Annotated in this window: 17 protein-coding genes; 3 read left to right on the forward strand and 14 right to left on the reverse strand. The window is 41.9% G+C overall.

What is annotated here, in order from left to right; all coding sequences use genetic code 11:
- Window positions 1-185: 185 nt before the first annotated feature.
- Window positions 186-1,988 carry a hypothetical protein gene (locus tag ACNURT_RS23475; protein WP_419699723.1) on the forward strand — a complete coding sequence of 601 codons (1,803 nt, stop codon included), beginning with the start codon at window positions 186-188 and terminating at the stop codon, window positions 1,986-1,988.
- Between the two features lie 272 nt (window positions 1,989-2,260).
- On the opposite strand, the gene sprA is transcribed toward ACNURT_RS23475, so the two are convergent.
- The 14 genes from sprA to ACNURT_RS23545 all read right to left on the reverse strand — a co-directional run bounded on the left by sprA (window position 2,261) and on the right by ACNURT_RS23545 (window position 23,700).
- Complete coding sequence (gene sprA, locus ACNURT_RS23480) at window positions 2,261-9,286, reverse strand: cell surface protein SprA (RefSeq protein ID WP_419699724.1); 7,026 nt, start codon at window positions 9,284-9,286, stop codon at window positions 2,261-2,263.
- A gap of 25 nt (window positions 9,287-9,311) precedes the next feature.
- Complete coding sequence (gene ruvA, locus ACNURT_RS23485; protein ID WP_370996725.1) at window positions 9,312-9,896, reverse strand: Holliday junction branch migration protein RuvA; 585 nt, start codon at window positions 9,894-9,896, stop codon at window positions 9,312-9,314.
- Between the two features lie 116 nt (window positions 9,897-10,012).
- Window positions 10,013-12,328 carry an NADP-dependent malic enzyme gene (locus ACNURT_RS23490; RefSeq protein WP_419699725.1) on the reverse strand — a complete coding sequence of 772 codons (2,316 nt, stop codon included), beginning with the start codon at window positions 12,326-12,328 and terminating at the stop codon, window positions 10,013-10,015.
- 170 nt (window positions 12,329-12,498) lie between these two features.
- Window positions 12,499-13,728, reverse strand: coding sequence for a transglycosylase SLT domain-containing protein (locus ACNURT_RS23495; protein ID WP_419699726.1), 1,230 nt, complete (start codon window positions 13,726-13,728; stop codon window positions 12,499-12,501).
- A gap of 146 nt (window positions 13,729-13,874) precedes the next feature.
- On the reverse strand, window positions 13,875-15,299 hold the full coding sequence (gene gatA / locus ACNURT_RS23500; RefSeq protein ID WP_419699727.1) for an Asp-tRNA(Asn)/Glu-tRNA(Gln) amidotransferase subunit GatA: 1,425 nt from the start codon (window positions 15,297-15,299) through the stop codon (window positions 13,875-13,877).
- 155 nt (window positions 15,300-15,454) lie between these two features.
- Entirely contained in the window at window positions 15,455-15,628 is a 174-nt protein-coding gene (gene tatA / locus ACNURT_RS23505; protein ID WP_419699728.1) for a twin-arginine translocase TatA/TatE family subunit, read from the reverse strand.
- 43 nt (window positions 15,629-15,671) lie between these two features.
- Entirely contained in the window at window positions 15,672-16,118 is a 447-nt protein-coding gene (locus ACNURT_RS23510; protein ID WP_370996730.1) for a Sec-independent protein translocase subunit TatA/TatB, read from the reverse strand.
- A gap of 59 nt (window positions 16,119-16,177) precedes the next feature.
- Window positions 16,178-17,467 carry a murein hydrolase activator EnvC family protein gene (locus ACNURT_RS23515; RefSeq protein WP_419699729.1) on the reverse strand — a complete coding sequence of 430 codons (1,290 nt, stop codon included), beginning with the start codon at window positions 17,465-17,467 and terminating at the stop codon, window positions 16,178-16,180.
- 17 nt (window positions 17,468-17,484) lie between these two features.
- Window positions 17,485-18,258 carry a DUF4292 domain-containing protein gene (locus ACNURT_RS23520; RefSeq protein WP_419699730.1) on the reverse strand — a complete coding sequence of 258 codons (774 nt, stop codon included), beginning with the start codon at window positions 18,256-18,258 and terminating at the stop codon, window positions 17,485-17,487.
- Window positions 18,259-18,337: 79 nt separating this feature from the next.
- The gene (locus ACNURT_RS23525) at window positions 18,338-20,110 is read right to left on the reverse strand and encodes a tetratricopeptide repeat protein (protein ID WP_419699731.1); all 1,773 of its coding nucleotides are present in this window, start codon (window positions 20,108-20,110) and stop codon (window positions 18,338-18,340) included.
- 54 nt (window positions 20,111-20,164) lie between these two features.
- The gene (gene dut / locus ACNURT_RS23530; protein WP_419699732.1) at window positions 20,165-20,599 is read right to left on the reverse strand and encodes a dUTP diphosphatase; all 435 of its coding nucleotides are present in this window, start codon (window positions 20,597-20,599) and stop codon (window positions 20,165-20,167) included.
- Window positions 20,596-22,083, reverse strand: coding sequence for a lipopolysaccharide biosynthesis protein (locus tag ACNURT_RS23535; protein ID WP_419699733.1), 1,488 nt, complete (start codon window positions 22,081-22,083; stop codon window positions 20,596-20,598). Before ACNURT_RS23535 ends, dut begins: the two co-directional genes overlap by 4 nt.
- Before the next feature lie 43 nt (window positions 22,084-22,126).
- Window positions 22,127-22,408, reverse strand: a complete 282-nt coding sequence (locus tag ACNURT_RS23540; RefSeq protein WP_419699734.1) for an acylphosphatase — start codon at window positions 22,406-22,408, stop codon at window positions 22,127-22,129.
- Between the two features lie 125 nt (window positions 22,409-22,533).
- Window positions 22,534-23,700, reverse strand: a complete 1,167-nt coding sequence (locus ACNURT_RS23545) for an amidohydrolase family protein (RefSeq protein ID WP_419699735.1) — start codon at window positions 23,698-23,700, stop codon at window positions 22,534-22,536.
- A gap of 152 nt (window positions 23,701-23,852) precedes the next feature.
- On the opposite strand from ACNURT_RS23545, the gene rlmN reads away from it, so the two are divergent.
- Entirely contained in the window at window positions 23,853-24,920 is a 1,068-nt protein-coding gene (gene rlmN, locus ACNURT_RS23550) for a 23S rRNA (adenine(2503)-C(2))-methyltransferase RlmN (protein ID WP_419699736.1), read from the forward strand.
- A 23-nt stretch (window positions 24,921-24,943) separates the two neighbouring features.
- Window positions 24,944-25,642, forward strand: coding sequence for a ComF family protein (locus ACNURT_RS23555; protein ID WP_419699737.1), 699 nt, complete (start codon window positions 24,944-24,946; stop codon window positions 25,640-25,642).
- Window positions 25,643-25,659: the final 17 nt, after the last annotated feature.

Consider the following 25,659-nt stretch of genomic DNA (forward strand, 5'->3'; position numbering starts at 1 on the left):
AGCCAAACGCAGATTTTATAAAAAAACACAATTAAGCGTTAAAGCTGTTGCAAATTGGATAACTTATCAGATAAGTTTAATAAATTTAAGGCTGACAGTATACTCAGGCACACAGAATAAAAAAGGAAAAGCTGCTAAAGCAGGATAAACAAAATAACACACCCTAAGAGAAAGAAAACCGGTAAATGGAGTTTAAGTTTTTAAAGCACAGGTGGCAAAAAATAGTATTCAAGTTTGTGCTGATACCGGTGATCATTATTTTTCTGCTGGCATTGGTTGTTAACCGGTATTGGTCGCCTATTTTGGCCAACAAAGTTCACGATGTGGTACTAAGCAGCAGCGATAGCTTATACAGGATTGATTTTACCGATGCCCGCTTGCACGTATTGGAAGGGAAATTAACACTTTACAATATCACCCTAACACCAGATACTGCCGTTTACAATCAAAAAAAGAAACAGCACCTGGCCCCCAACAACCTGGTTGAACTGCGAGTAAAGCGTTTGATATTGCAGCATGTGCACCCGCTTACTTTATATTTCAGTCATAAACTTAATATCGGGCGGATAATTTTAAACGAGCCCGAAGTAAATATCAGCTATCAGCTTAATCATACTAAGGATACTGTTTTAAAAGATCACCGCACGGCCTGGCAAAAGATCTCCAAAAGTTTAAGATCTATCCATGTAGGGCAAATACTGCTCAATGATGTAAAGTTTAAATACCACGACTATTCTGGCAATAAAGTGGCCATTTCTGAACTGAAGGAAATGAACCTTACTGCTAATGATCTGCTCATTGATTCAACAACGCAAACAGACCGTTCGCGCCTGCTTTATTGTAAGGATGTGATAACCGAATTAAATAATTATACTGGCAAAACCAGCAGCGGCCTGTATACTTACAAAATCAAATACCTGAAACTTTCTACCCTTAAATCGCAGTTAAATGTAGAGGGCCTGCAGCTTTCACCTGCCAAAACAGATGTGTTTTTTAACAAAAGCCATAGCGACCGTTTCGGTATAGATATCGACAGTTTGCAGCTCAATAATTTTGATTTTTTAAGCTACCATAAGTACCGGCAGGTAACGGCCTCAAACCTGGTACTCAACCGGGGCAGTATCAGGGTGTTCAATAATCCTAATAAAACCAAAGAGCCGGCAATTGATAAGATAAAAACCTTCCCCAATGTGATGATACACCAGATAGGTATCGATATGAATATCGACACCCTGCGCGTACATCACATTAATGTGGAGTACTCGGAGTTTAACCATAAATCAAACAAAACAGGTACCGTTACCTTTAATAATACCAGCGGTCATTTTTATAATATCAGCAACAACAAGGCTACCCTGGCTAAAAACAATATCACTTCGGTAAATCTTACCACCTATTTTATGAACCGGGGTAAGCTGGATGTGCAATTTGCCTTTAACTTAACCGATAAAGACGCGGCCTTTACTTATAAAGGCACCCTGGGCCCTATGAATCTGCAAACCCTAAACCCGGCGATAATGCCACTGGCTATGGTGAAGGCTACCGCCGGGTCTGTTAAAGAATTAAGTTTTGACATACAAGCCAATGCCAATGTATTTAAAGGCCATGTAGGATTTTTGTATAACGATCTGAAAGTAAATATATTCCAGGCTGATACAGCTAATGACCGGTTGAAAAAACGCTCGGTACTCTCGATGTTCGCCAATCTGTTTGTGATCAAACATGACAACCCTGACAATGCCGGCGAAACACCCCGCTCCGCCAATGTTGTTTACCTGCGTCCTAAAGATTCGCCCTTTTTTAAAACCATGTGGAAAACCCTGCTCGAGGGTATAAAACCTTGTGTGGGTGTTGATGCCAAAAAGCAACAGGAAACCAAAGCCCGGCTGGAGGAGCACCAAAAAAACAAACGCGACCACAAGGCCAGAAAAGAAGCCCGAAAAAAACGCAAAGCCGAAAAAAAGCGCCAGAAAGAATTGAATAAATAGGGGGCTGATAAAACCTCATGAAAAGGTAGAGATAACCGGCTGTTTTGTTAAAGATAAAAAAAGGCCAAAAACCGACCGTTTAGCATGTTTATTTGACAATCAATATTTAATACTTTTTAAAGTTTTCAAAACACATCAAAATCGTGCTAAAATTTGTTAAAAAGTGTTAAAATGGGTGTTTCTCGGTCGCTTTTGAGTTTTTTTTACACTGTTCTTGGGCCGAAAAGTGTTAAAATTTAGGGTTTAAAAAGTTTTTGTAAAATCAATCCCACCTATTGCAGCAGCAATTTAAGATTAATACCAAAATTAGTATAGGCGGTATTAAATGTTTGCGAAGTATAGGGCCGGGTAATATTCGAATCATAAAACAGGTTCAGATTAAACCGCTGGTTAATCACGTAATCAATGGATGGGCGTACCGTAATATTTTGCGCACCTGATGATATTTCAGCTTCCTCCACATCGGCCCGGTATATGAGCGTTTTATTATCACGTAAGGAGAAATCGAGTTTAAAGTTAACATCATTATCCTTACCCGGTCCGCTGAACCAGCCAAACGGAAAATGGAAATTTTTGGTATGATAACCAAAGCCAAATACTATGATGCGCTCGTTTTGCTGTGCCAGCTGGCTGTTAAGCAGACTCAGGCTTAACGAGCGGCTTTGGCGGTATTCCACATTAGTAGTCATACTGTTCTTGAACCTGATGCTGGCACCCAGCAATGGCACAAACTGCTCAAAAATAGTTACCTGCGAAAACTGATATTGTGGTAAAAAGTCGTTGTTGAGATCCCGCGAGGTAACCGCACCATGAGCTTCCTGGTACTGTAATAGAGATGTAAAGCCGTTTACGTTATAGGACGACCGGTAGCCATGACTCAGATCGAACGAATCAAAAATATCCTGGAAAAACGGCATTTTACCCAGCCCATTATAAGTGATCTGCCAGTTAGGTATCGGGATATTGGGGAATTGTGACAGGTTACTTTTAGCCGGATTTTTACCTGTATAAGCGGCCAGGAAAGCCGGCACCAGTACATTTTGTGAGTTTGGCCCGTACCCATCGGCATAACCATCTGTACTACCCGCGGAGTTAGGGTTTGTTGCTCCCAATTTTTGGGATATAACAGCGCGGCTATCCAAAAGCTTTTGATAAATGGGTGATGAGTTATTTATCCCGGTTGTTTTTTTAAACGCGGTTGCAATGCTTAAAAATGATATGCTGTAATTGCCCGTAGTTACCGGGCTCAATGATTCAATGCTATTGGTTGTAGGGAGGTATTTAAAGTTAGCCTGATAGTTACGATCCTGCGTTTTAAAGGCAATAAGCTCAATTCGCAGATCCTTAAATGGCTCAATGATACCGCGGAAGTGCATATCCTCATTCAGGGTGGTTACATACAGTTGGTTTTGCAGGGTATCCCTTGTGATCCAGCCATTGGCTAAAGCTTTAGGCCGGATATCTGCCTGGCTACCCAGTAAAAAACCCAAACCGGGCGCCCCGGCATCTGCCCCAAAAAAGCCCGATTGTGGCAGATAGCCCGGTAAAAATATGCCTTGTGTACGGGTATAGGTAGCACTGAGGTTTTTAATACTGGTTAATAGTCCTATCAAAACACCATCAATGCCGGTTTTGGTATTATTGGGATTATTGGCCTTGCGTATAAACGGAAACTTATTATACAGCGCCACCATATTTAATGTTGGATTTAACTGTATAGCCCTGGAGTTTTGTATACTGTTACCTACATCATACGTAGGATCGTTTATAGCAAACAGGGGCTGTGTTTGCCAGTTGAAATGTGCACTATAACGGGCTACGGTAGTTATCCAGTCCATCCCTGGTATTTTGGCAAACGGTACGTTATAATTAAAGTTAATAGTGTGGTTGTAGTTAGTGGTGCGTCCCAGCTTTTTCAGGTTATCCCACAGTGTATCCCGCTTTAGCCCATTAATACGGCCGGCAGGCTCATCAACCACCGATAAATTGGTTGCGTCGATATCCATTTGTAATGATTTGGAAAGATTCCAGCCAATACCATAAACCCTGGTGATATTAAAGTATTTATTAAACGTAGTTGTTGGTACAGGGATAAAGTTATTAGGGTCATTATCCCGCAAGGTATTTTCGGAATAAAAACGATCAAAATTAATACTCAGGTTTAACCGCGTGGGCAGGATACTGAAATTGATATCGCGGAAAAGAGCCAGGAGGTTACTTTTAATGATCTTGGCAAACGGACTATAGTATTTGGGTTGATTGGTATAATTATAGGCCAGCGTAAGATTGTATGTTTTTTCAAGATCGCTTTGGGTCACAAAATCATGGTGCGTGTACTCTGTATAAGCATATGAGGCCGTCAAATTTTCTACATCCCATAAGTGACTGGCTGCATTCGGGTCTGTTTTTGCCTTGTGAACATTAGTAAAGTTGATACTCCGTCGCAGGGTATAATCAACAGCAGCATTTCGTATGGAGTCGCGTTCCCTACTGGAGGTTGCCGCTGCCAAGGATGCCTTCAGTTCCACATCGGGTGCGCCCGGATCATACTGAGGCATACTGGTTTGCTTTGACAGATTGACGTAAGTTGGTATACGGATACCACTTTTAGCCGGAAAGAACTTTCCAAGCTCCATATTGGCAGATATGTCATATGTTTGGTCGTCACTGCGGCTCCTATCGTTCAACCGGGAATCAAGGGTACCAAAACCAATGGTAGCTTTAGTGCCTGCTACGGTAATATCGGCAAAGTCGGCAAGCTTAGCATCAAACCGGGCTGTTGCTGCCCATCCCCCACGCTGATCAAAATCGGTTAGTCGTAATTCGTCAAACCAAACAGTACCGGTTTTATCCAAACCATCATCAATATTTGACGGCTGCGCACCTCTGTACGGGTTACGCACCCCAAGCATAATAGTACGCAAACGGCTCAAATCGGGCTGGCCTTTGATATAAACCGTTTGATTACCCTCCACGTATTTAAATACTTGGTTATAAGGCACGTTGGAGTGATTACGTTTAAGCTTAGCCCGGGTTAGCAGATCGAGTTCAAGGTCTATGGAGTTAGCGGTGGGCCATATCGCGTCCGGGTCACGGGTACCGGGTATGGTAACCTTTAAGGGCAATTGATATTCATAATAATTGTCCTGGTAATCTACACCTAAACGAATAAAAGCATTCAGATCATTATCCTTCAACTGATCACCTTCGGCATGCACAAACATCTGCAGGCGCTTATACGATCGCAGATCATTAAAAAAGGTTTTGAAGGCGGCTCTTGAATAACCATCGCGCAGGCTTTTAACATTTAATGAAAGCGACTGCTCATTAAGTTTGGTATCTGTTTGCAGGTTATTATAATTACGCTGGCGATTAATACCAGGTGGTACTACATAAGGAATAGGTGTGCGGTTACCGTTTTGCTCAATACTCACCGCCTGTACATCAAGTGTGGAGTTATCAAGCGGCGGATTTGGAATGGCCGGATCGGCAATTACATTGAGGGGGTTTCTTTCGGTATTAAAGGAGCGCCATTCGCCACGAACAAGTTGCAGGGTGGCGAAACGTAATATAGCGGTATCGGCAAAGTTGGTCATAAACATCCGCATAAAACGGATGGCTTTAAAATCCTGGATGTTACCTACTTTGTCCTGATAGTTGGTTATTGGTATCCTGAACTGGTACCAGTTAACCATTTGTGTACTGCCATTGGCCAGTTTTACCGAAGCGGTGAGCTTATCACTGATATAGTTTTGGCCAACTACCATATCCCCGGGACGTATAGATACTTTGTACTGGAAGTAGGAATCTTCAATACTCATATTATTATCGCGGTTGATATCTTCACCATCGGGCAGTGAGGTAGCCGCGGAGTTTTGTATCCCGAGTTCGGCCTGCGATTGCTCGGCTGTTTTAGAGTTTCCGTCGGTACCATTGTATTTACTGTAGCGATCTAATATGCCCGCCCTGGCCTGATCCAAATCGCGGCCCTGGTAATATTGGTAATCATCAGAAGATGGGTCGGCAGAAAAACTGTTGGCCGCCTGCGCGTTTAATCTGCCGGTTGCTTGCTGTACAACTGGAGCAAATTTTCTTTTCTCATCGGCATCATTCAAACCATCTAAACCCACGTCCTGTAACCTGCGCGAATCCGGATTGTTATCAAAGGCGTTTATTACTGGTTGCAGCTTGGCTACGCGGCCCCAATTGGTTTCGTCAACCTGCGACAGGTCGCCATTTACCGGCAAGGCATTCTCCAGACTTTTACGTCCGTCTTTTAATATATCTTCGGATATACTACCCAGGTTAAAATACAGGTCGCCACCAGCTGAGTTTGGTTTGTAAACGAATGGGTCCATCACCCAAAACTCAATGTAGGATACGTTTAATGATTCAAAATCATTGGTTTCCATTTTCCGGAACATGCCGCCCCAGCGCGATTTTGGATTTTGCAGTGTACCATCATTATTGATACCGTTGGTAGTGTAGTTGTAAGGCCCGCGTACGGTTGGGTAAAAAGCAAGGTTAAGTGTGGAAATAGCTAATTGCTGCCCGGTAGCGGGTTGTTTGTAAGGAAACACCTCTTGTTCAATGATCTGCCTTACATAATGGTTTGAAAGTTCGGACTTTGATATCGGGATACTACCGGTATTAGTATAAAATATAGGGTCGATGTTATAAAATGCAAGCCGGGCCCGGTTGTAGCCATAGCTTAAATCGTTCGATAATTTCGATTCGTCAAAGAGTTGCGGCGTGCCTGATATTTGCCAGGTATTGGCGCTTTTTACGTCAATTACCGATTGGCTGTTTTCAAAATCATCCAGATAGGAGGTACCATTTTTTGAGCCGGCAAAATTCAGCGCGCCAGGGCTACCGGGAAGCAATTGTGCAAACTCACCCGAGAAATTGATAGACGATGGAACCTTGGTATGAATAAACGGGATCTTATCAACCAATCGCGTAAGCAATCGTGACTCCGAACTATAATTAGCATCAAAACCCCATATGGTATTGGAGATAGACTCTTGCCCGGCAACTTCATTCTGATTCAGCGGTTGTTCTGTGAGGTGCATAATGGTACCCCCCAGGTTCAGTTTATCATTAACGTGATAATCAAACCGCGACCCGTACAATGACTTTTGCTGCACCCCAAACAGTTCATTGTTCTCCAGTTTAACCGTGATCGGTTGTCCGGATGATAGCAGCGCCTGGTTCAATATCCGGATACGACCGGAGTTATAATCAACCGTGTAGTCATTCCCTTCCTGCAGTTTTAAAGAACCGGCAGTTACATTGACCGATCCCTGCGGAATATTCACCGCATTAAGCTGATACTCCGAGCCGCCCGTGGAGGTATAGGTACCCTTAATCACATACCGGTTTAAATTGGGGAAATATTGCTGCGCTATGGTTTTAGTTGAATCATACAGGGGCTGGTATACATACCGTTTAGCCAGATCTGACTCACCGGGTAAAAACTTTTTATTCAGATCGGAACCGAAAGGCTCCAGTACCGGGAACATGATGCGGCCATTTTGCGAATCGATGGTTATCCCCTCCAAAAAGTCAAAATAGCCATCGGGCTGCGTATTATTTTGCTGATTGAGGTTATCCAGATCCGTAATCTGCAGCCAGAGCTTTCCTTTTGTATTCTGTCCCTCTTCCATCACCGTCTTCTCGATACCTGATTTATCATCAAGCCGGGTTACGGTGAGTTTAAAATCCGTAGGACTTACCTGGAAAGCTCCTAATGAATAAATATTCTTCATCATCAGTTTCCAGGTAGGTAAATTGGTTTTCAGTAATTCGCCTTTCAGCAATTTTACAAATAACACTTTTGGGGTATTCGGATCAACGGCCACATCGCTGCTAAATTCACCTACCTGGTATTGCTGCCCGTTAACCGTATACTGATAAGCTACCGCCAGTACCTCATCATTATTCAAAGGGTAATTAAGCGAGATATATCCCAATTGAGGGTGCAGAGTATACTCTTTATCGGTAAGCTTACGGGCATAGGTAAGCTTGGAATAATTATCTGTGGCTCCGCTACTTTGAAAATAATTGGCTATGGTGTTTGAGTTGGTTTGGCGCACATCTGCGGGTAAATTGTTTAGCAAGGAGTTTGATTGCTGTGCAAAACCAGGGCCTTTAAAACCCGCCGGATAAACGCTTCCGCCACCCTGTATCTTTGTTTTATTATATGGGTTGTTTTCGCCCAGATCCAGGAAGGCTAATATATCCCTTGAATCGGTGGTTACGTTGGTACGATTGGTTGTCCAAACCTCTATTTTGGTAATATTGACATTGGAGCTGATAATAGGTATCCGTGACAATGCCTTATCATAATTATCACGAAAATACTGTGATAAAAAGAAGTGCTTGTTAGCCTCATAATCAGCCGGTGTTACCCGGAACTCGCCTTGCTGCGAACCGTTTGTTATAGTAATGGTTTTGGATTGCGACCGCTGTTGCGACAAAATACTGGTTACATCCAAGCGACCAAACTTCAGTTTGGTTTTAATACCAAACAGCGCCTGGCTACCCGTAATAAGCGTAGTATTTAAAGGCATACTAACCGTACCTGCCTCTATTTTTTGAATGATCTCATCCGGCGATCCGGTATAATCCAGTTTTATCTGGTTATCAAACTGAAACTGGGCGTCGGTATTATAATTGGTAGTTATCTTTAACTTATCACCTATGTTTCCGGTTACATTCAGCTGTATTTTCTGGTCGAAATTAAAATTAAACTGGTTTCGCTGCCTTGTATTAAACAGTGGGTTCTGGTTTTGATTTAACTGCCCGGCCAGGATCATTTCTGCCGAACCCTGCGGCCTGATATCAATAGTTTGGCCACCAAAAATCTGATCGAAAGTACGGCTGCGCACTTTTATTGACGGTATAAAACCCGGTTGCTGCGAAGCATAGGCATAATTATCGGCCAGTTGCTGATAATATATACGCTGATTGGATTTGCTCTTTAACTTTAAATATTGGGCAAATGTTAAATACTGCGGCGGACGATATAATAAATTACCAACCTTTTCATACAATATATATCTGTTTGTTGCAGGGTCGTATTCAATTGTCCGGATCAGATTGGGAGGATCCTGATCAAAGATACCCTCGCGAAGCCTGAGGTTTTTAGGTTCGGTTAGGTTAACGGGAGTGCCCGAGAGTGTCGTATCTCTTTTAGCACTCGTAACGCGTTGTTGTGCATACACACTCCCCAGCCCACTAAATGCCAAAATAAACAACACACTTATAATAATATTATAAGTAAATATTTTTATCAAAGGTCAAGTTAGAATTTGTACGTAATTATAGAGCTTTTAACGCAAACTTTATAAGCTGTTCTACGGTTAAATCTCCATTATTTTTATTGATCTCCTGATCCAATACCTTCTCGGCAGCATTGCGTGCAAAGCCAAGCATAATCAGTGCGGAAAGGGCTTCGTCCTTAACAGTTTTGCTTACAGGCACAACCGTTAAAGTGTCAGGTCCTTCTTTACGCAACTTATCCTGCAGCTCCAATATAATACGCTGTGCCGATTTTGGACCTATGCCTTTGATACGTTGTATTAAAGCAACATTGCCGCTAACAATGGCTGCTTGTATTTCGGCAGGGGTAATTGATGATAACATCATTCGCCCCGTATTTGGCCCTATGCCGGATATGGATACCAGGTGTAAGAACAAGCGCCGCTCACCTTCATCGGCAAAGCCATATAAAGTAAGCGCATCCTCTTTTACGTACTGCCAGATAAATAGTTTACAATTTTCTACTTCTCCGACCCTTGAATATGTATTTAACGATATATTAATGTGATAGCCAATACCGCCGGCGTCTATAACAACGTGCGAAGGACTTTTGAATACCAGTTTACCACTAATATAATCGTACATAATATTATTTAATTTTAAGGTATCAAGTAGTTAGTATCAAGTATCACGACAACTGCATCAGTTTTATAAATGCTTCATCAAAAATCTTGATACTTGATACTAACTACTTGATACTATTATTTACTTCCTTTAAGTTTATCAAAAATACCTTTTGGTTTGCTGGCTTCGGCTTTTTCCTGGGCATCAACAACCGCTATGGTGATCATATTTACAATTTCGCGAACCGAGCTACCCAACTGTAATACGTGCACCGGTTTTTTTAAGCCTAATAATATAGGCCCTACAGCTTCTGCTCCACCTATTTCCTGTAATAGTTTGTAAGCTATATTACCCGACTCCAGGTTAGGGAATATCAGGGTATTAGCTGGTTTTCCGTTTAAGGTTGAAAACGGAAAGTTATCGGCCAGCAAATCAGAATTCAGGGCAAAGTTGGCCTGCATATCGCCGTCAACCACCATATTTGGGTATTGCTTATGCAGCAGTTTTACCGTTTCTCTTGTTTTTTCGGGAATGGGGCCATCATTCGAACCAAAGTTAGAATAGGATAATATGGCTACCCTTGGGCTGATATTAAACTGTTTTACAGATTTCTCTATCAGTACGGTAATATCCACCAGCTCCTGTACACTTGGATTTTCATTCACGGTTGTATCGCCAAAAAATACGGGGCCTTTTTGGGTGATCATCATATACATACCAGCCACCCGGTTCACACCCTCCTCGGTACCTATAATTTGCAGGGCCGGTTTAATAGTGGGCACGTAGTTTTTGGTTAAACCTGATATAAGGGCGTCGGCTCTGCCAAACTGCACCATACAGGCACCGTAATAGTTACGGTCGCTCAGCATTTTGCGGGCTTCAAACAAGGTTACCCCTCTGCGCTGACGTTTCTGATACAGGAACTCCGCATACTCCTCCATGTTTTCACATTTCACACGCGGGTCAATGATCTGTACATCGCCAAGGTCGAGATCATTCTCGCGCATAATGCGCCTGATCTTATCTTCGTTGCCCAACAATATCGGAGTGGCTATACCTTCCTCCTTTACGATCTGGGCCGATCTTAATATCTTGTAATTATCAGCCTCGGCAAAAACTACTCGTTTAGGATTCTGCTTGGCTTTATTGGTGAGGTTACGCAGCAATTTATCATTGGTACCTAATCTTGAGCGTAATTCTTCATAATAAGTATCCCAATCTGTGATCGCTTTACGGGCTACACCCGAATCAATAGCTGCTTTGGCAACGGCGGCCGATACCTCAACAATGAGCCTTTGATCCATCGGTTTAGGGATAATATAATCTCTGCCGAATTTAAGGTTGGTTGTATTGTAGGCCAGATTTACCGCTTCCGGAACGGGCTTTTTAGCCATCTCGGCAATTGCCTGTGTGGCAGCTATCTTCATCGCCTCGTTAATAGCGGTTGCCCTCACATCAAGCGCTCCCCTGAAAATATATGGGAAACCCAATACGTTATTCACCTGGTTTGGATAATCAGATCGACCGGTAGCCATAATGATATCATCGCGGGTTTGTACCGCCAGATCATAATCAACCTCCGGAGTTGGATTAGCCATCGCAAACACGATAGGTTTTTTAGCCATCGATTTCAGCATATCCGCGTCAACTACATTAGCCGCAGAAAGACCGACAAAAACGTCGGCATTTTTCATGGCATCAGCCAGGGTTTTGATATCGGTACGGGTAGTGGCAAATTCCAATCTTATATCGTCCAGATCGGTACGCTCAGGAGTTAACAAACCATTGATGTCAAACATCACCAGGTTTTCTTTTTTAACACCCAATGAAAGGTACATTTTGGTGCAAGATACGGCAGCAGCGCCGGCACCGTTAACCACCATTTTTATCTTATCAAGTTTTTTACCTTGAATTTCACAAGCGTTCATTAAGGCAGCGCCCGATATAATGGCTGTACCATGCTGATCATCGTGCATAACCGGGATATTCATTTCCGCTTTAAGCCTGCGTTCGATCTCGAAACAGGTTGGGGCTGATATATCCTCCAGATTAACGCCGCCAAAAGTAGGTTCAAGCGCCTTTACAATAGTTACAAACTCATCTACACTTTTGGCATTCACTTCCAGGTCAAACACGTCAATATCGGCATAGATCTTGAACAATAGTCCCTTTCCTTCCATTACCGGCTTACTGGCCTCGGGGCCAATATTACCCAGGCCCAATACCGCGGTACCGTTACTGATAACCGCCACCAGGTTACCCTTGGCGGTATATTTATATACATCTTCCACATTTTCTGCTATGCGGAGACAGGGTTCGGCAACACCCGGCGAATACGCCATGGTGAGGTCGCGTTGTGAATTGGTTGGTTTGGTAGGTACTACCTGTATTTTTCCCGGACGACCTTGTGAGTGGTAGTTTAAGGCGTCCTGTTTACGGTTGTTCTTGTTCATTTTCTCAAAATTCAAGCGCTCAAAATTACAATTCTTTTTATGGTAACCCGAATAAAAAAGCCCGGCTTTGAAACACATCAAAACCGGGCTCCTCATATTCAGGTGCTTAATGTTTTTTTATAGTCAATTTCATTTATTGGTGCAGCTTCCTGGCCCTACCTCCCCTGCAATTATAAAACTCTTTTGCTGTGCGGGTTTACTGCCGCACTGGTTGAGTCGTCATCGCCATTACTTACTTTGATGCTTACCCCAACCGGGGCCCGGTTACTTTTCAAATGGTTCCAAACCTTCAAATCCTGCACCTCAACCCCATACTTATCGGCAATAGAAACCAGGGTTTCGCCTTTTCGAACCCGGTGACGGGATGGCATCTTACGTTCCGGTTTATCTTCAGTATAGGAAGCATAAGTTACTTTTGGCTCTGGTGCAACCGCATCGCCACCATTCAATACATTATATAAAACGGCATAATTTTCCTTGGCCACTTGTGGCAGTATCAATCTGCGGGGTTTTGCCGGTGAGCCGTTAACTATTAATCTCCTGTAGGCTGGGTTTAATATAGCCAGCTCATTAATATTTACTTTTAAGGCTTGTGATATGCTGCTCAAGGCAACATATTTTTTCACCATAACCGTATCAGTCTTCATCGAAAAATTACATCCTTGCGGAACAATGTTGTGCTTATTAAAATAATGCATGATGTAATTTACCGCTATAAAAGCCGGTACATAGCCTCGGGTTTCTGCAGGCAGGTATTGGCGGGCGCTCCAAAAATCATTGGCTCCAGCTTTTTCAACCGCGCGCTCTACATTACTTTTACCGCAATTGTAAGATGCGATGGCTAACAGCCAATCGCCAAATTCCTGATAGGCGTCTTTTAAATAAGCCGCTGCTGCGTAGGTGGCCTGTATAGGGTCGCGGCGTTCATCAACATAGCTATCCATATTTAAACCATACAATTTGGCCGTAGTAAACATAAACTGCCATGGACCTGTTGCCCCTACTCTTGATACTGCGTTAGGATCAAGCTTTGATTCAACTATCGAAAGGAATTTGATCTCTTCGGGTATACCCGCATCGCGGAAAGCCTTTTCGTAAATAGGGAAGTAATATTTAGAAAGACCTATCACCTGCCCCATCTCATCGCGGTTTTGCATGTACAGGTCAATATAACTTTGCACATACTCATTATACTCCAGCGGAATGTCTTTGCTGATGGAATCTAACCGACGCTCATAAATGCCTCTTAAAGGCGCTGGGCCGGCAGATTGGGCAACAGCTTTTCTCAGGACGGTATCCTGTGCAATATTCGGCCATTGAAATGTTGATCTTGAAGAAGCGTTTGCGTAAACAATTTGCAGTGATATAAAGCAGATAGTAAGCGTAAGTAGTTTCTTCATTCTTTAGGGATTTAAATGTATAGAATCAAGAGATTAGAGTCAGGAATTAATATAAAACACAAGTCGAATGCTGTTCTCATTGTTCCTATTTCTTGACTCTTGATTCTAATATCTTGATTCTGTTATTTACTAAATTATTAAATTTTTTAAAGTTCAAGGAAATATTTTGAAAAATTCAATAGCTCCTGTTCGTTAAAATGCTTAGCAAGTAATTGTAAACCTAACGGCAAACCTTTGCTATTATTGCCAACCGGCAATGAAATAGCCGGCACACCGGCTAAGGATGCTTGTACGGTAAAAATATCCGAAAGATACGTTACTACCGGGTCTTTTTCTTCTTTGCCAATGGCAAACGCGGGCTCCGGAGCTGTGGGTACCAGTATAAAATCGTATTCGTTGAGTATCTGATCCGTTTTTTCCCTGATCAGCCGGCGTACTTTCTGGGCTTTGGCATAATAGGCATCATAATATCCGGCGCTCAATACAAATGTACCCAGCATAATACGGCGTTTTACTTCTTTACCAAAACCTTCGGACCGGGAACGTTTATAGGTTGATTGCAAATCATCTGCCGATGGGCTCCGATAACCGTAATGCACTCCATCGTACCGGGCCAGGTTTGATGAGGCTTCGGCCATAGCTAAAATATAATAAGCAGGTACCAGGTAATCTAATTGCTCAAAAGCAATAGGTGTTACGGTATGGCCTTCCGCCCGGAGTTTATCAATATATTTTACCAGTACATCTTTTACCTCTGTATCAACACCCGGGCTCGAAATAGCTTCCTGTAAGTAGGCGATCTTCTTTTTTCCTGTTTTTTCGATATGTTCAGAAAACGCGGGGACTTCTTGCTGGGCCAGCGTACTATCGTAATCATCAGGGCCGGCCATAACTTCCAGCAGCAAAGCGGCATCCTCTACCGATCGGGTAATGGGGCCAACCTGGTCAAATGACGATGCGAAAGCGATAATACCATGCCTGGAAATACGGCCATAGGTAGGTTTTAAACCAATAACGCCACAAAATGAAGCGGGCTGCCTTACGGAGCCCCCGGTATCGGTACCAATAGCCGCATGGCACATATTGGCCTGCACAGCAACTGCCGAGCCACCTGATGACCCACCGGAAACCCTGGTTTCGTCGGCCATATTTTTTACCGGGCCGAACCAGGAAGTTTCGTTGGCGCCGCCCATGGCAAACTCATCGCAATTACAGCGGCCAATAATAACCACGTCCTCGGCCAATAAGCGCTCAACAATGGTTGATGAATAAATGGAGGTGAAATCTTTTAATATTTTTGAGGAGGCACTTACCTGGTGCCCTTTATAGCAGATGTTATCTTTTATAGCGATAACCATTCCGGCCAGTTTGCCGGCGGTTCCGTTTTTTATACGGTTGTCAATGTTTTTTGCATTGACCAGTGCTTCCTGTTCAAACACCTCGTTAAAGGCATTCAAATGAGCATTCTTTTTTATTTGATCCAGATAGTTTTTTACCAGTCCTTCAACGGTAATTTCCGCACGTTGCAGCCCACTCCTTATTTCACTTAAAGAGGAATAAAATTTAGCCATGGGGCTAAAATAAAAAACTTATCTGTTGAAATACGAAATAATTCAACAGATAAGTTCGTATGCAGTAAACAAAAGTATCAAGCCACCAGTATCAAGTATCAAGACAGCTGCATTAAAGCTTTCAAAAACTTGATACTAATTACTTGATACTAATATTAAGCTTTAGGTTTTTCTTCGGTAGTTGTGTTGCCTTCGCCGTTTTGCGCGTCTTTAAATTCTTTAACGCCTTTTCCTAAACCTCTCATTAGTTCAGGTATTTTTTTACCGCCGAACAATAAAAGTATTGCAATGATGATCAGAATGATTTCTGGTGCGCCTAATCCACCCATGATTTTTAAGTTTTATGTTATGTAAATATTATTATGACTTGTGTTACTCGTGTTCTGTTTTAACAGGATCTGCGGTTGTTTTCTTGGTCAGATCGATGTGTGTTTCCGCAACCGGCTCCTCTTCATGTGTACTTACGTAAGTATCAGAGATAGGGATTGTATTGGGCACTGTATTTTCTATACCATGTATAGGGTGCTTCACCTCATTATCTTCTGTAATAGCTGCAGTTGTGTGCTCTGTAGTATTTTCTTCAACAAGCGGGGTATCTTTTACCGTTGTCTCGGTTTTCTTTTCTTCGTAATTGTTGATTTGATTGTTGATTTCACGTTTCACATCTTCAGATGCATCTTTAAAATCACGGATACCTTTGCCTAAACCGCGTGCCAGCTCAGGTAGCTTATCACCCCCAAAAAGCATTAATGCTGCAAAAAGTATCAGTACCATCTCGCTCGTACCAATATTTAAAAATAAAAAAACTGAACTTAGCATAGCATTTAAATTAAGGTTACAAATATATACAATTAAAATTTCATAAAGTTCATAACTAATTAGTTAGGTGCCAGCCACGTTTTAGGATTGGTTGGATCCTTCACTTTATACACTTCAAAGTGAACTTCCGTTTCCCCGGTCGACGAATCTGTCGCCACCGTTCCTAATGTTTGCTTGGTGCTAACTTTTTGCCCCCTGGCCACACTAACCGACCGTAAATTGGCATAAACTGTAAAGTACTCCCCGTGAACTATCATCACCAAATAAGTACCGCTTACGTCAACCACCCTCACTACTGTACCATCAAATACGGCCCTTACCGAGCTTCCCGGATTGGTTCTGATATCAATACCGGTACTTTCGCTCTTTATCCCCTCAGGCGTGGTATACATACCAAAACCCTGAGTTATTACTCCATTGGCAACCGGCCATGGCAAACGACCGCGGTTACCCAAAAAGTCATTTGATAGTTTAGCTGCCTCTGGCGTAGCGTTCAACACACTCGATTCACTCCGTGTCACAGGTTTAGAAGGAGCTACAGGAGCAGGTCTGTTTTCGGCCTTTGCTTTAGCTGCCGCTATTCTGGCGGCCTCCCTTGCTTCTGCCTCGGCCTTGCGCCGGGCTTCCTCAATTTCCCTGCGGATGGTTGAGGCAATTTCCCTGTTGGTTTTGGCTATTTTTGCCTGAACCTCCCTTTGTTGCTGTTTCAACTGTCCTTCGTGCTGGGATAGGTCGCTTACTACTTTTACCTGGTTGTTTTTTTCTTTACCAAGCGTTTCCTTTTCCTTTTGCTGATCAGCCAGCAGGTTACTCTTTTCCTGCTTGTTTTTATCCAGCTCGTTTATTTTTACATGCAGTTCTTTTTGAGTTCCCTGTATATAACCTGCCTGCCGCTCACGATAGGTGCCAAACTGCTGTAAATATTTTAATCGTTTATAGGCCTGGTTAAAATCCCTTGAAGCAAAAAGGAACATCAGCTTATTGTAAGCACTCTGATTGCGGTATGCAAAAAGTATCATGGCCGCATATTCCTTTTTTAGCTGGTCAAGCTGGTTTTGTAAACTATGTACGGTATTATTGCTCTCAGAGATCTGGTTATCTAAATTTCTTACTTCCGAATTGATAATATTTATTTTCTCTTCCCGCAGGTTTATCTGCGCTTTTAACAAACTCAGTTGTTTTAAAGTAGCTCTTTTATTTTGAGAGGTTTCCTGGTAATCCTTATTCAGTTGTTCCAGTTCCTCTGATAATTTATCACGCCTGCGTTTTAACTCCTGACTGCTTTGCGCATGTACATCAACCGCTATAAATACCGCTATTATAAAAAATACTGCTTTTAAAAACTTCATCAAACAAACATAATTAATTATTTGGCCGGCTCGTAATTAGCGGGAATATTGAACGGATATTCCTGCTGTACATCAAAGTCGGCCTTTGTATAATGCAAATTAACCTGTATTTTTTTATCTTTTACTACTGATGCGATATCTATTTGTGATGGCATAACCCGGTTAGTTGCCTGGATAAAGCTATTGTTAGCCACTTGCAGCGATTGCCCCGCGCTTTCATTGGACAAATTGGTTTGCGTAACTTTTAAATCGGCACCTAAAACCAGCTTATATAACAAATCCTGCAGGCTGCCACTCAAGGTAGTGTTGCCATCGGCATTGGTCAGCTCGGCTTTTTCATTCAGCAATTCAGGCACGGCATTACCAATCAGTAATGATTCCAATGTTTTATAGTTAACCTGGCTGCTGGCATACTTATATACATAGCTAAAAGGCTTGCGCAGGTACACTCCCTGCAAACGATTAATGAGCAATATACTATCGGGGGTGATCAAGGCACGGGCGGCCTCAACTCCCAAAATAGCTGTAATGGAAACCCAGATCCTTTTATCGCGCTCAATACGAATATTGAGGGTAACATCATTACTATTACCGTTGATATTGAGCTTGGTTTTTGCTTTACCAGAAAAGGTGTTAAAATTTACCTGTTTAGCTCTTATAGCATTTAGCCGGCTGCTTAACTTATTATCAACAGACTTTGCCGATGAATCGGCTTTACGTGTTACCAAAACCTGTTTACGGGCTTTACAACTCACCATAACCAGCAGGCAGCACACTATTAAAAGCCTCACACCGCCCTCTCTAAAAGAGAGGGTTCTAAAAAACTTCTGTTTTAAAGTCCTCGCCTTTGGAGAGGATTTAGGAGAGGCTTTACTCGCTATATCTTTTCTCATTTATTTTACGGTCTAATACCGGCGATTGACCGCCGTTACTTTTAGCTTTTTTCCAGTTCTCTATGGCTTCATCTGTATTACCAAGGTAAAACAAAATGTCGCCATAATGCTCATATTGGGCAGCGCTATTCGTTTTATCATGTGCCAATGCTTTCAATATCCAAATCTTCGCATCGGCATATTTTTTTTTCTTAAAAAGCACCCAGGCATACGTATCTTCAAACGACGCCGTATTGGGCTGAAGCTCGTTAGATCGGGCCGACATTTGTGCGGCTTTATCCAGTTGCTCACTTCTTAACGATAAATAATAGGCATAATTGTTTAATGTGTATGCATTATCCGGATTATAGCTTAACGCCTTATCATAAGCCTCGTCGGAGCTTTTATTATCTTTAAGACTATGATAACAATCGCCTAATAACGAAAAGCTCAGCGAAAGTAAATCCTTATCCTGAATTTCTAATGAAGTTGCATTTGTGGCATAACTAAGGGCTTTTTTGTACTCTTTTTTTTGTGCCCAGGCTACTCCCACCATATAATTCATCCAGCCCTGGTTTGGGAACAATGAAAGCGCGTTTTCGCCATCTTTTATAGTAGCGTCTATATCATTCTCACTCAATTCCACCCGTACCAGCTGTTCGTGTACAACATATACCTGTTCATTAAGCTGAATTGATTTTTTATACGCGGCTTTGGCTTCTTTTAATTTTGTGTTTTGCAACAGCATATCGCCATAAATAGCATAAGCTTTGGCGTCGGCTGGATGCGCTACGGTTATAAGCCGGCTTAGTTCAAGGGCGCTGGCTTTAGCATTTGGATCGGGGAATTTTGGAAAGTACCCGCTTATGATATTTACTTTTTGATCAATACTAACATCGGGATTTGCAAACGCCAGTTTCAATTCATTAAAACAAGCGTCATTATTTTTTTTGTCGCGGTAAACATCGGCCAAAGCCAAATGTACCATGCCGTTATTATTGTCTTGCTTTTCGGCTTGCAGCAAAACTTTCAGGGCTTTATCATTAAGGCCGTTTGAGTTATAAATTTCGGCCAGTAACAGGTAGTAACGCATTTGACCCGGATTATCCGCAATGGCCCGCTCCAGCTCAGCCGCTGCCTGGTCTATCTTGCCCTGTTTTAGGTAGATCTTTTGCCGGCTTGCCAAAATATCGTCACTGGGGCCATCGAGCTTTTCCAACTGATCATATACCTTAAGAGCATCATCATATCTTTTTAAAATAAGATATGCATTGGCCTTATCAAAATAATAATCAGATTTATCCGGATTGATCCTGATGAGCTGATTAAATACATTCTCGAGCTTGTCAATGGCATTTGTTTTTTCATAGTCATCGGCCAGGGCTACCCAATACCACTCATTATCCGGACTAATAGCAACCGCTTTTTCCAATAAAGGTCGCGCCCCGGCATAATCATTCTGTTGTCTTTTCAAGTTGGCTAACTCAAACATGGATGCGTCATTTCCAGGATCGGCCTGTAATATGCGCTCAAACATTTCACCGGCCCGTTTGGAGTTTTCAATAGTTTTTTCGCGAATGGCCGAGAAAAACAGCTGCTTAACCATCATACTATCAGCCTGGGTCAAAGGCTTAGCCAGGGAAGACTTTTGCCCCTGCACAGACCCGGCGCTTAGAATGAGGAATAAAGACAAAAGAGCAAAGACAGCTCCAAAGCGGCCAATGCCGCTCTTATTTACTGTATCACTATATCTCAATTCCTTATTATACATTCTCTTAATCTTTTATCCTTGCTCTTTGCTCTAAAAATCCTTGCTCCTCAAAATCTACTTAACAGCTGTATGACCAAAGCCACCCTCTCCCCGGGTAGTTTCGTTTAACACTTCTACCTCGTCCCAGTTTACGGTTTCATGCCGGGCAACTACCATTTGAGCAATACGATCGCCGTTATTAATTTCAAATATCTCTGTTGAAAAGTTAATTAACAGTACTTTGATCTCCCCACGATAATCAGCATCAATAGTACCCGGTGAATTAACAATACCTATACCATGCTTAAAAGCTAATCCACTGCGTGGCCGTATTTGCGCCTCAAAACCCACAGGCAGTTCGATATATAAACCGGTAGGAATAAGTTTTCGTTCCATAGGTTTTAGCTGTACCGTTTCTTCGATATCAGCACGCAGATCCATACCAGCAGCATGGGCGGTTTCATATGCCGGTAAACTATTCTTCGACTTATTAATTATTCTGATGATCATCGTTTACTAAATATGGCCTTTAATTGTTTGCGTTCCGCGAAAAATGCCGCCCCCGCAAACAGCAACAGCAATAAATTACCTACAAATATATTACGTTTAAATGTGCTGAACGACAAATAAACAAGTATTATTGATGATACGATATATATCACATTCTTTTTAAGATTGTAAGGTATAGGGTAGTGCTTTTGACCCCATATGTACGACATTATCATCATACTGGCATAAGCGATCAGCGAGATCCAGGCTGATGCCATATAACTGTATTTGGGAATAAAAATCACATTGAGTACAATGGTTACTATTGCCCCTATCCCGGATATGTACAGGCCATACTTTGTTTGGTCGGATAATTTGTACCAGATTGACAAATTGGTATAAATACCCAGGCTTACATATCCCAACAGTAAAGGTGGCACAACCGGTAAGCCAACCCAATAGTCGTGGTTGTTTACATAGTGTTTTAGTATTTGGATGTTAGCTACCACGCCTACAAACATCAGGCACATGGTTATTACAAAATAATCCATGATACGGGAGTAGGTTTGCCCTGCGTTTTTATTTTTTGCATGACTAAAAAAGAAAGGCTCGGCTCCCATGCGAAAAGCCTGATTAAAAAGGCTCAGAAAAACTGATATACGTGCACAGCCCGAATAAATACCCACCTCACGCTCACTGATGTTGTCGGGCAGTAATTTCCCCAGTAAAATTTTATCAAAGTTTTCGTTAACGATGTATGATAAACCAGCAATCATTACCGGCCAGCTGTAGGTAAGCATATTTTTAAACATAACACCGTCAAAACTTAATTGCAGCTTTAACAACTCTGGCAGCAGCAACAATAAGGTTATAAAGCTGGCCACCAGATTTGATACAAATATGTAACCCACCCAACCCATGGTAAACCATTGCCTACACCATTCGGCCCCGGGCATATGATGTTTAATGATATACGGGATTATCCAAATAAAAATGAGGTTGAGCGATACAGTAACTACGATATTGATCAGTTTAATGCTGCCGTATTTTATTGGCCGGCTATCTGCACGGAGCTTGGCAAATGGGATAGCGCACCAGGCATCGAGCACCAAAATACCTAAAAAATAACGAATATATAGTTCAAATTCCCCCTGAGAGGTGCCTTTACCAATTTTAATTAAACCTGCTATGGTATGCGTAAAAGGAACGGTTAATATTAAAAACACTACCGTTACCATAAATACGGCCCAGAAACTATTATTGTAAACCTGTCTTTTATTATCAGGAAACTTGTTCAGATACCTGAAAAAAGTAGTTTCCATTCCGAAAGAAAGCACTGCCTGCAAAACAGAAGCATAGCTAAACATGGTACTGAAAATACTATATACATTAGGATTGTATGCTTTTGTATAAAGCGGGGTAAGCAAAGCGCCTAATAAACGCTGTACTATAGTAGTTACACCGTATATAGCCGTTTGCCCGGCAAATTTTTTAGCGGTTGACAATGTTGATGTTTGGGATGGTAGTTAACAAATAAAACCCGGCAAACTACAGGGCTCTTTTTACAACCTCAAAATTACGATAGTTTTTTAATTCGCCCTCATGGCTTTCTACAGAAGTTACCTGGGCATCTTCGGGCCCTTCATGGCACCATTCCATAAACATTTCGAGTAGGGTATCGTCGGCTTCGGCAGCTATAAAAACATCGCCGTTCGGTTCATTTTTTACAAAGCCCCTTACCCCTAACTGATCGGCAACAGCCTTGGTTGATTTACGGTAAAAAACGCCCTGAACTTTTCCTTTAACGGTGATGTCGAGATGCCTGGTCATAGGTCAATTTGAAAATTTGGTGATTTGAAAATTTGAAAACTCCGGCTCACTTAACGAGCTCCTAATGGATTCGCAAATTTGAAAATTTTACTCTTTACTATTCTCATTATCTTCAAATTTTCAAATTAAACTAAACGCCTAACCTTACTTTCTGGTGTGATCTTTAAGCCATCAAGACCAGTTATCAAATTTAGGCCGGGAGTTTTGCCTGGCTCAAGTGTACCCTTTTCGTCATCAATACCTAAAAATGATGCTCCATTTATAGTAGCCCATTCCAATAGTTTAGCGATGCTGATAGCCGGGATTTTTTTCTGGATGGTACGCATTTCGCTCAGGATGCATAAACTATCGTTTGAGGCCAGGCTATCGGTACCCAAGGTGATGTTAAAACCCTGATCAATAAAAAGAGGTATTTTGGGGAGGTGGTTTTCGATATACAGATTGGCGTTAGGACAAAAGCACCAGTTTATTTTACGGTCGAAACGTTTTATAAAGTAGATATCTTTTAAATTGGTACAGGTATTATGTACCAGCAAAACCTGCTGTTTATTGGTTAACAAAGGAATAATGGACTGTAACGAGTTACGCGCTTGTGGTTTAAAGTGACTGATATCAATACCAAAATGCTCATAAAGTTCCAGGAAGCCTCCTAATTTATAACGGTAAAACTTATTTTCGTCTTCGCATTCCTGGTTGTGGATGCTAATGAGGTTATGTTCAGCATCACTATGTTTCCTGATCAGTTTAAAAAGCTCTTTGGATACTGAATACGGCGCATGTGGCGTAATGGAACAGTGCTGCGGCTTAAACTCCTGAAGCAATGCCAACGCTTTATCAAAAATAGCCTGAGCGTTTTGCGGCAAAAAGCCAAAAGTTTCAACAAAGGTATGGTAGTATAACTTGCTGGCAGCTTTAACCGGAATACTGCTATTGCTATTGGAAATATCGCCTACTGCTACAATGCCATTCGTGTACATCTCTTCATCGGCCTTTTGAATGGCATCTGATATCTCTTTATCGTCAGCTTTGCGGGTTGCCTGTATATCTTTTATAAAATTTATCAGACCACCTCCCGGAGTTATTTTACCTTTAAGGTGCGAAAGCTCAACATGGCAGTGGGTATTTACAAAACCCGGAGTAATAATACCGCTTACTTGCTCAACAGGGCCAGTGGGTGGGTTATTATGGTCGGTAACGGAAATGATCTTGCCCTGGTCATTAACAGTAACAATTCCATTCTTAATAGGGTCGGCAAAAATTGGAAAAACGTAATCGGCTCTAAAACTTTTCATTAATTATATCACTTATTATCTATCTCAAAACGTTTTCCTTTAAAACATTTCACAAAATTAATTATAATTAACTTTTAGTTATGTTTTTTTATCATTTAAAAGAATGACTTTAAAATAAGACAGATTTTTTTAAATTTAAGTACTTTTGCACTGTGAATAATGCAAAAGATAAAATAGATATCCGCAGCCTCGGTCTGGAAGCCTTGCAGGAGCATTTTATCCGTATGGGGGAAAAAAGTTTCAGGGCTAAACAAATTTATGAATGGCTTTGGAAAAAATCGTGCGTCTCTTTCAACGAGATGAGCAATATTTCAAAAGAACTGCGCACTAAACTCAACGAAAACTTTGTTATAAACAACGTTAAAATAAATTCATCACAGGTTAGTGCTGATAAAACTATAAAAAATTCTTTTATTTTACACGATACTCATTTAATTGAGGGGGTTTTAATTCCAACCCCAGGCCGGATGACGGCCTGTGTATCGTCGCAAGTGGGCTGCAGCCTCACCTGTAAGTTTTGCGCTACCGGTTACATGGAGCGCAAAAGGAATCTTAATCCTGATGAAATTTATGATCAGGTGGTGCTGATAGACAAGCAGGCTCGTGAAAACTATGGTGTGCCTTTATCAAACATTGTGTATATGGGCATGGGCGAACCTCTGCTGAATTATGCCAACATGATGAAATCTGTTGAGCGCATTACTGCCGAAGATGGATTGAACATGGCAGCCAAAAGAATCACGGTTTCTACAGCCGGCATTGCCAAAATGATCAAAAAACTGGGCGATGACCAGGTGAAATTTAATCTTGCCCTGTCGTTACACGCCGCTAACGACGAAAAGCGCAACACCATAATGCCAATTAATGAGCAAAACTCATTAAAGGCCCTGGCCGAGGCTTTAAAATACTACTACGCCAAAACTAAAAACCCGGTAACCTACGAATACATTATTTTTGATGGGGTTAACGATGGGATACAGGATGCTATAGAACTGGCTAAATTTTGCAAGCACCTGCCCTGCAAGGTAAATATCATTGAATATAACCCCATTGCTTTTGCCAGTTACATTAATGCCGGCGAAGATAAAGTAGAAGCCTTTGCTGCTCATCTGCAAAAGCAGGGCATCAATGTTCACTTGCGCCGCAGCCGGGGTAAGGATATTGACGCCGCTTGCGGGCAATTAGCCATTAAAGAAAAGGGAAAGGTTGCCGAAGTTTAAAATTTCTGCCTTAAATTAACGGCATGAAATTGCTGCGTGGTTACCTGGCCGATTTTGTTTCCCTGCTTTTCCCTGAACTATGTCCGGCCTGCCAGGCCAGTCTTGTAGTCAATGAGTATATTATTTGTTCGGATTGCCGTTACAACCTGCCCTATACCAATTTCCACTTACAAGCTGATAACATTGTTGCCCAACAGTTTTATGGTAAAATAAAAGTTGAGGCAGCCTATGCCCTTTATTATTTTACCAAAGGCGGCAAAGTGCAAAACCTCATGCATCATTTTAAATATAAGGGTATGCAACAGATCGGCAACTTACTTGGCCATATTGCCGGTACCCAATTAGCCCAAAATCCTGTTTTTAATACTGTTGATCTGATCATTCCTGTGCCTCTGCACAAAAAACGCCTTCAGGAGCGAGGGTATAATCAAAGTGCACGTTTTGCCGAGGGGCTCGCGGAAAAGCTAAACGCTATGGTAGAAGATCATAATTTACTGCGCACGATAGCAACGGCAACTCAAACCCATAAGTCGCGCTTTGCCCGTTTCGAGAATATGCAGGATGTATTTATGATCAAACATCCCGAAAAATTAATCAACAAACATGTTTTACTGGTTGATGATATTATAACCACCGGTTCTACATTGGAAGCCTGCGGTATGGAACTGTTAAAAATACCCGGGCTCACCCTAAGTATTGCCACCATTGCTTATGCGCAATAAAACAAAATGAACCCAAT

The organism is Mucilaginibacter sp. NFX135, assembly GCF_048565145.1.
Taxonomy (GTDB): Bacteria; Bacteroidota; Bacteroidia; order Sphingobacteriales; family Sphingobacteriaceae; genus Mucilaginibacter.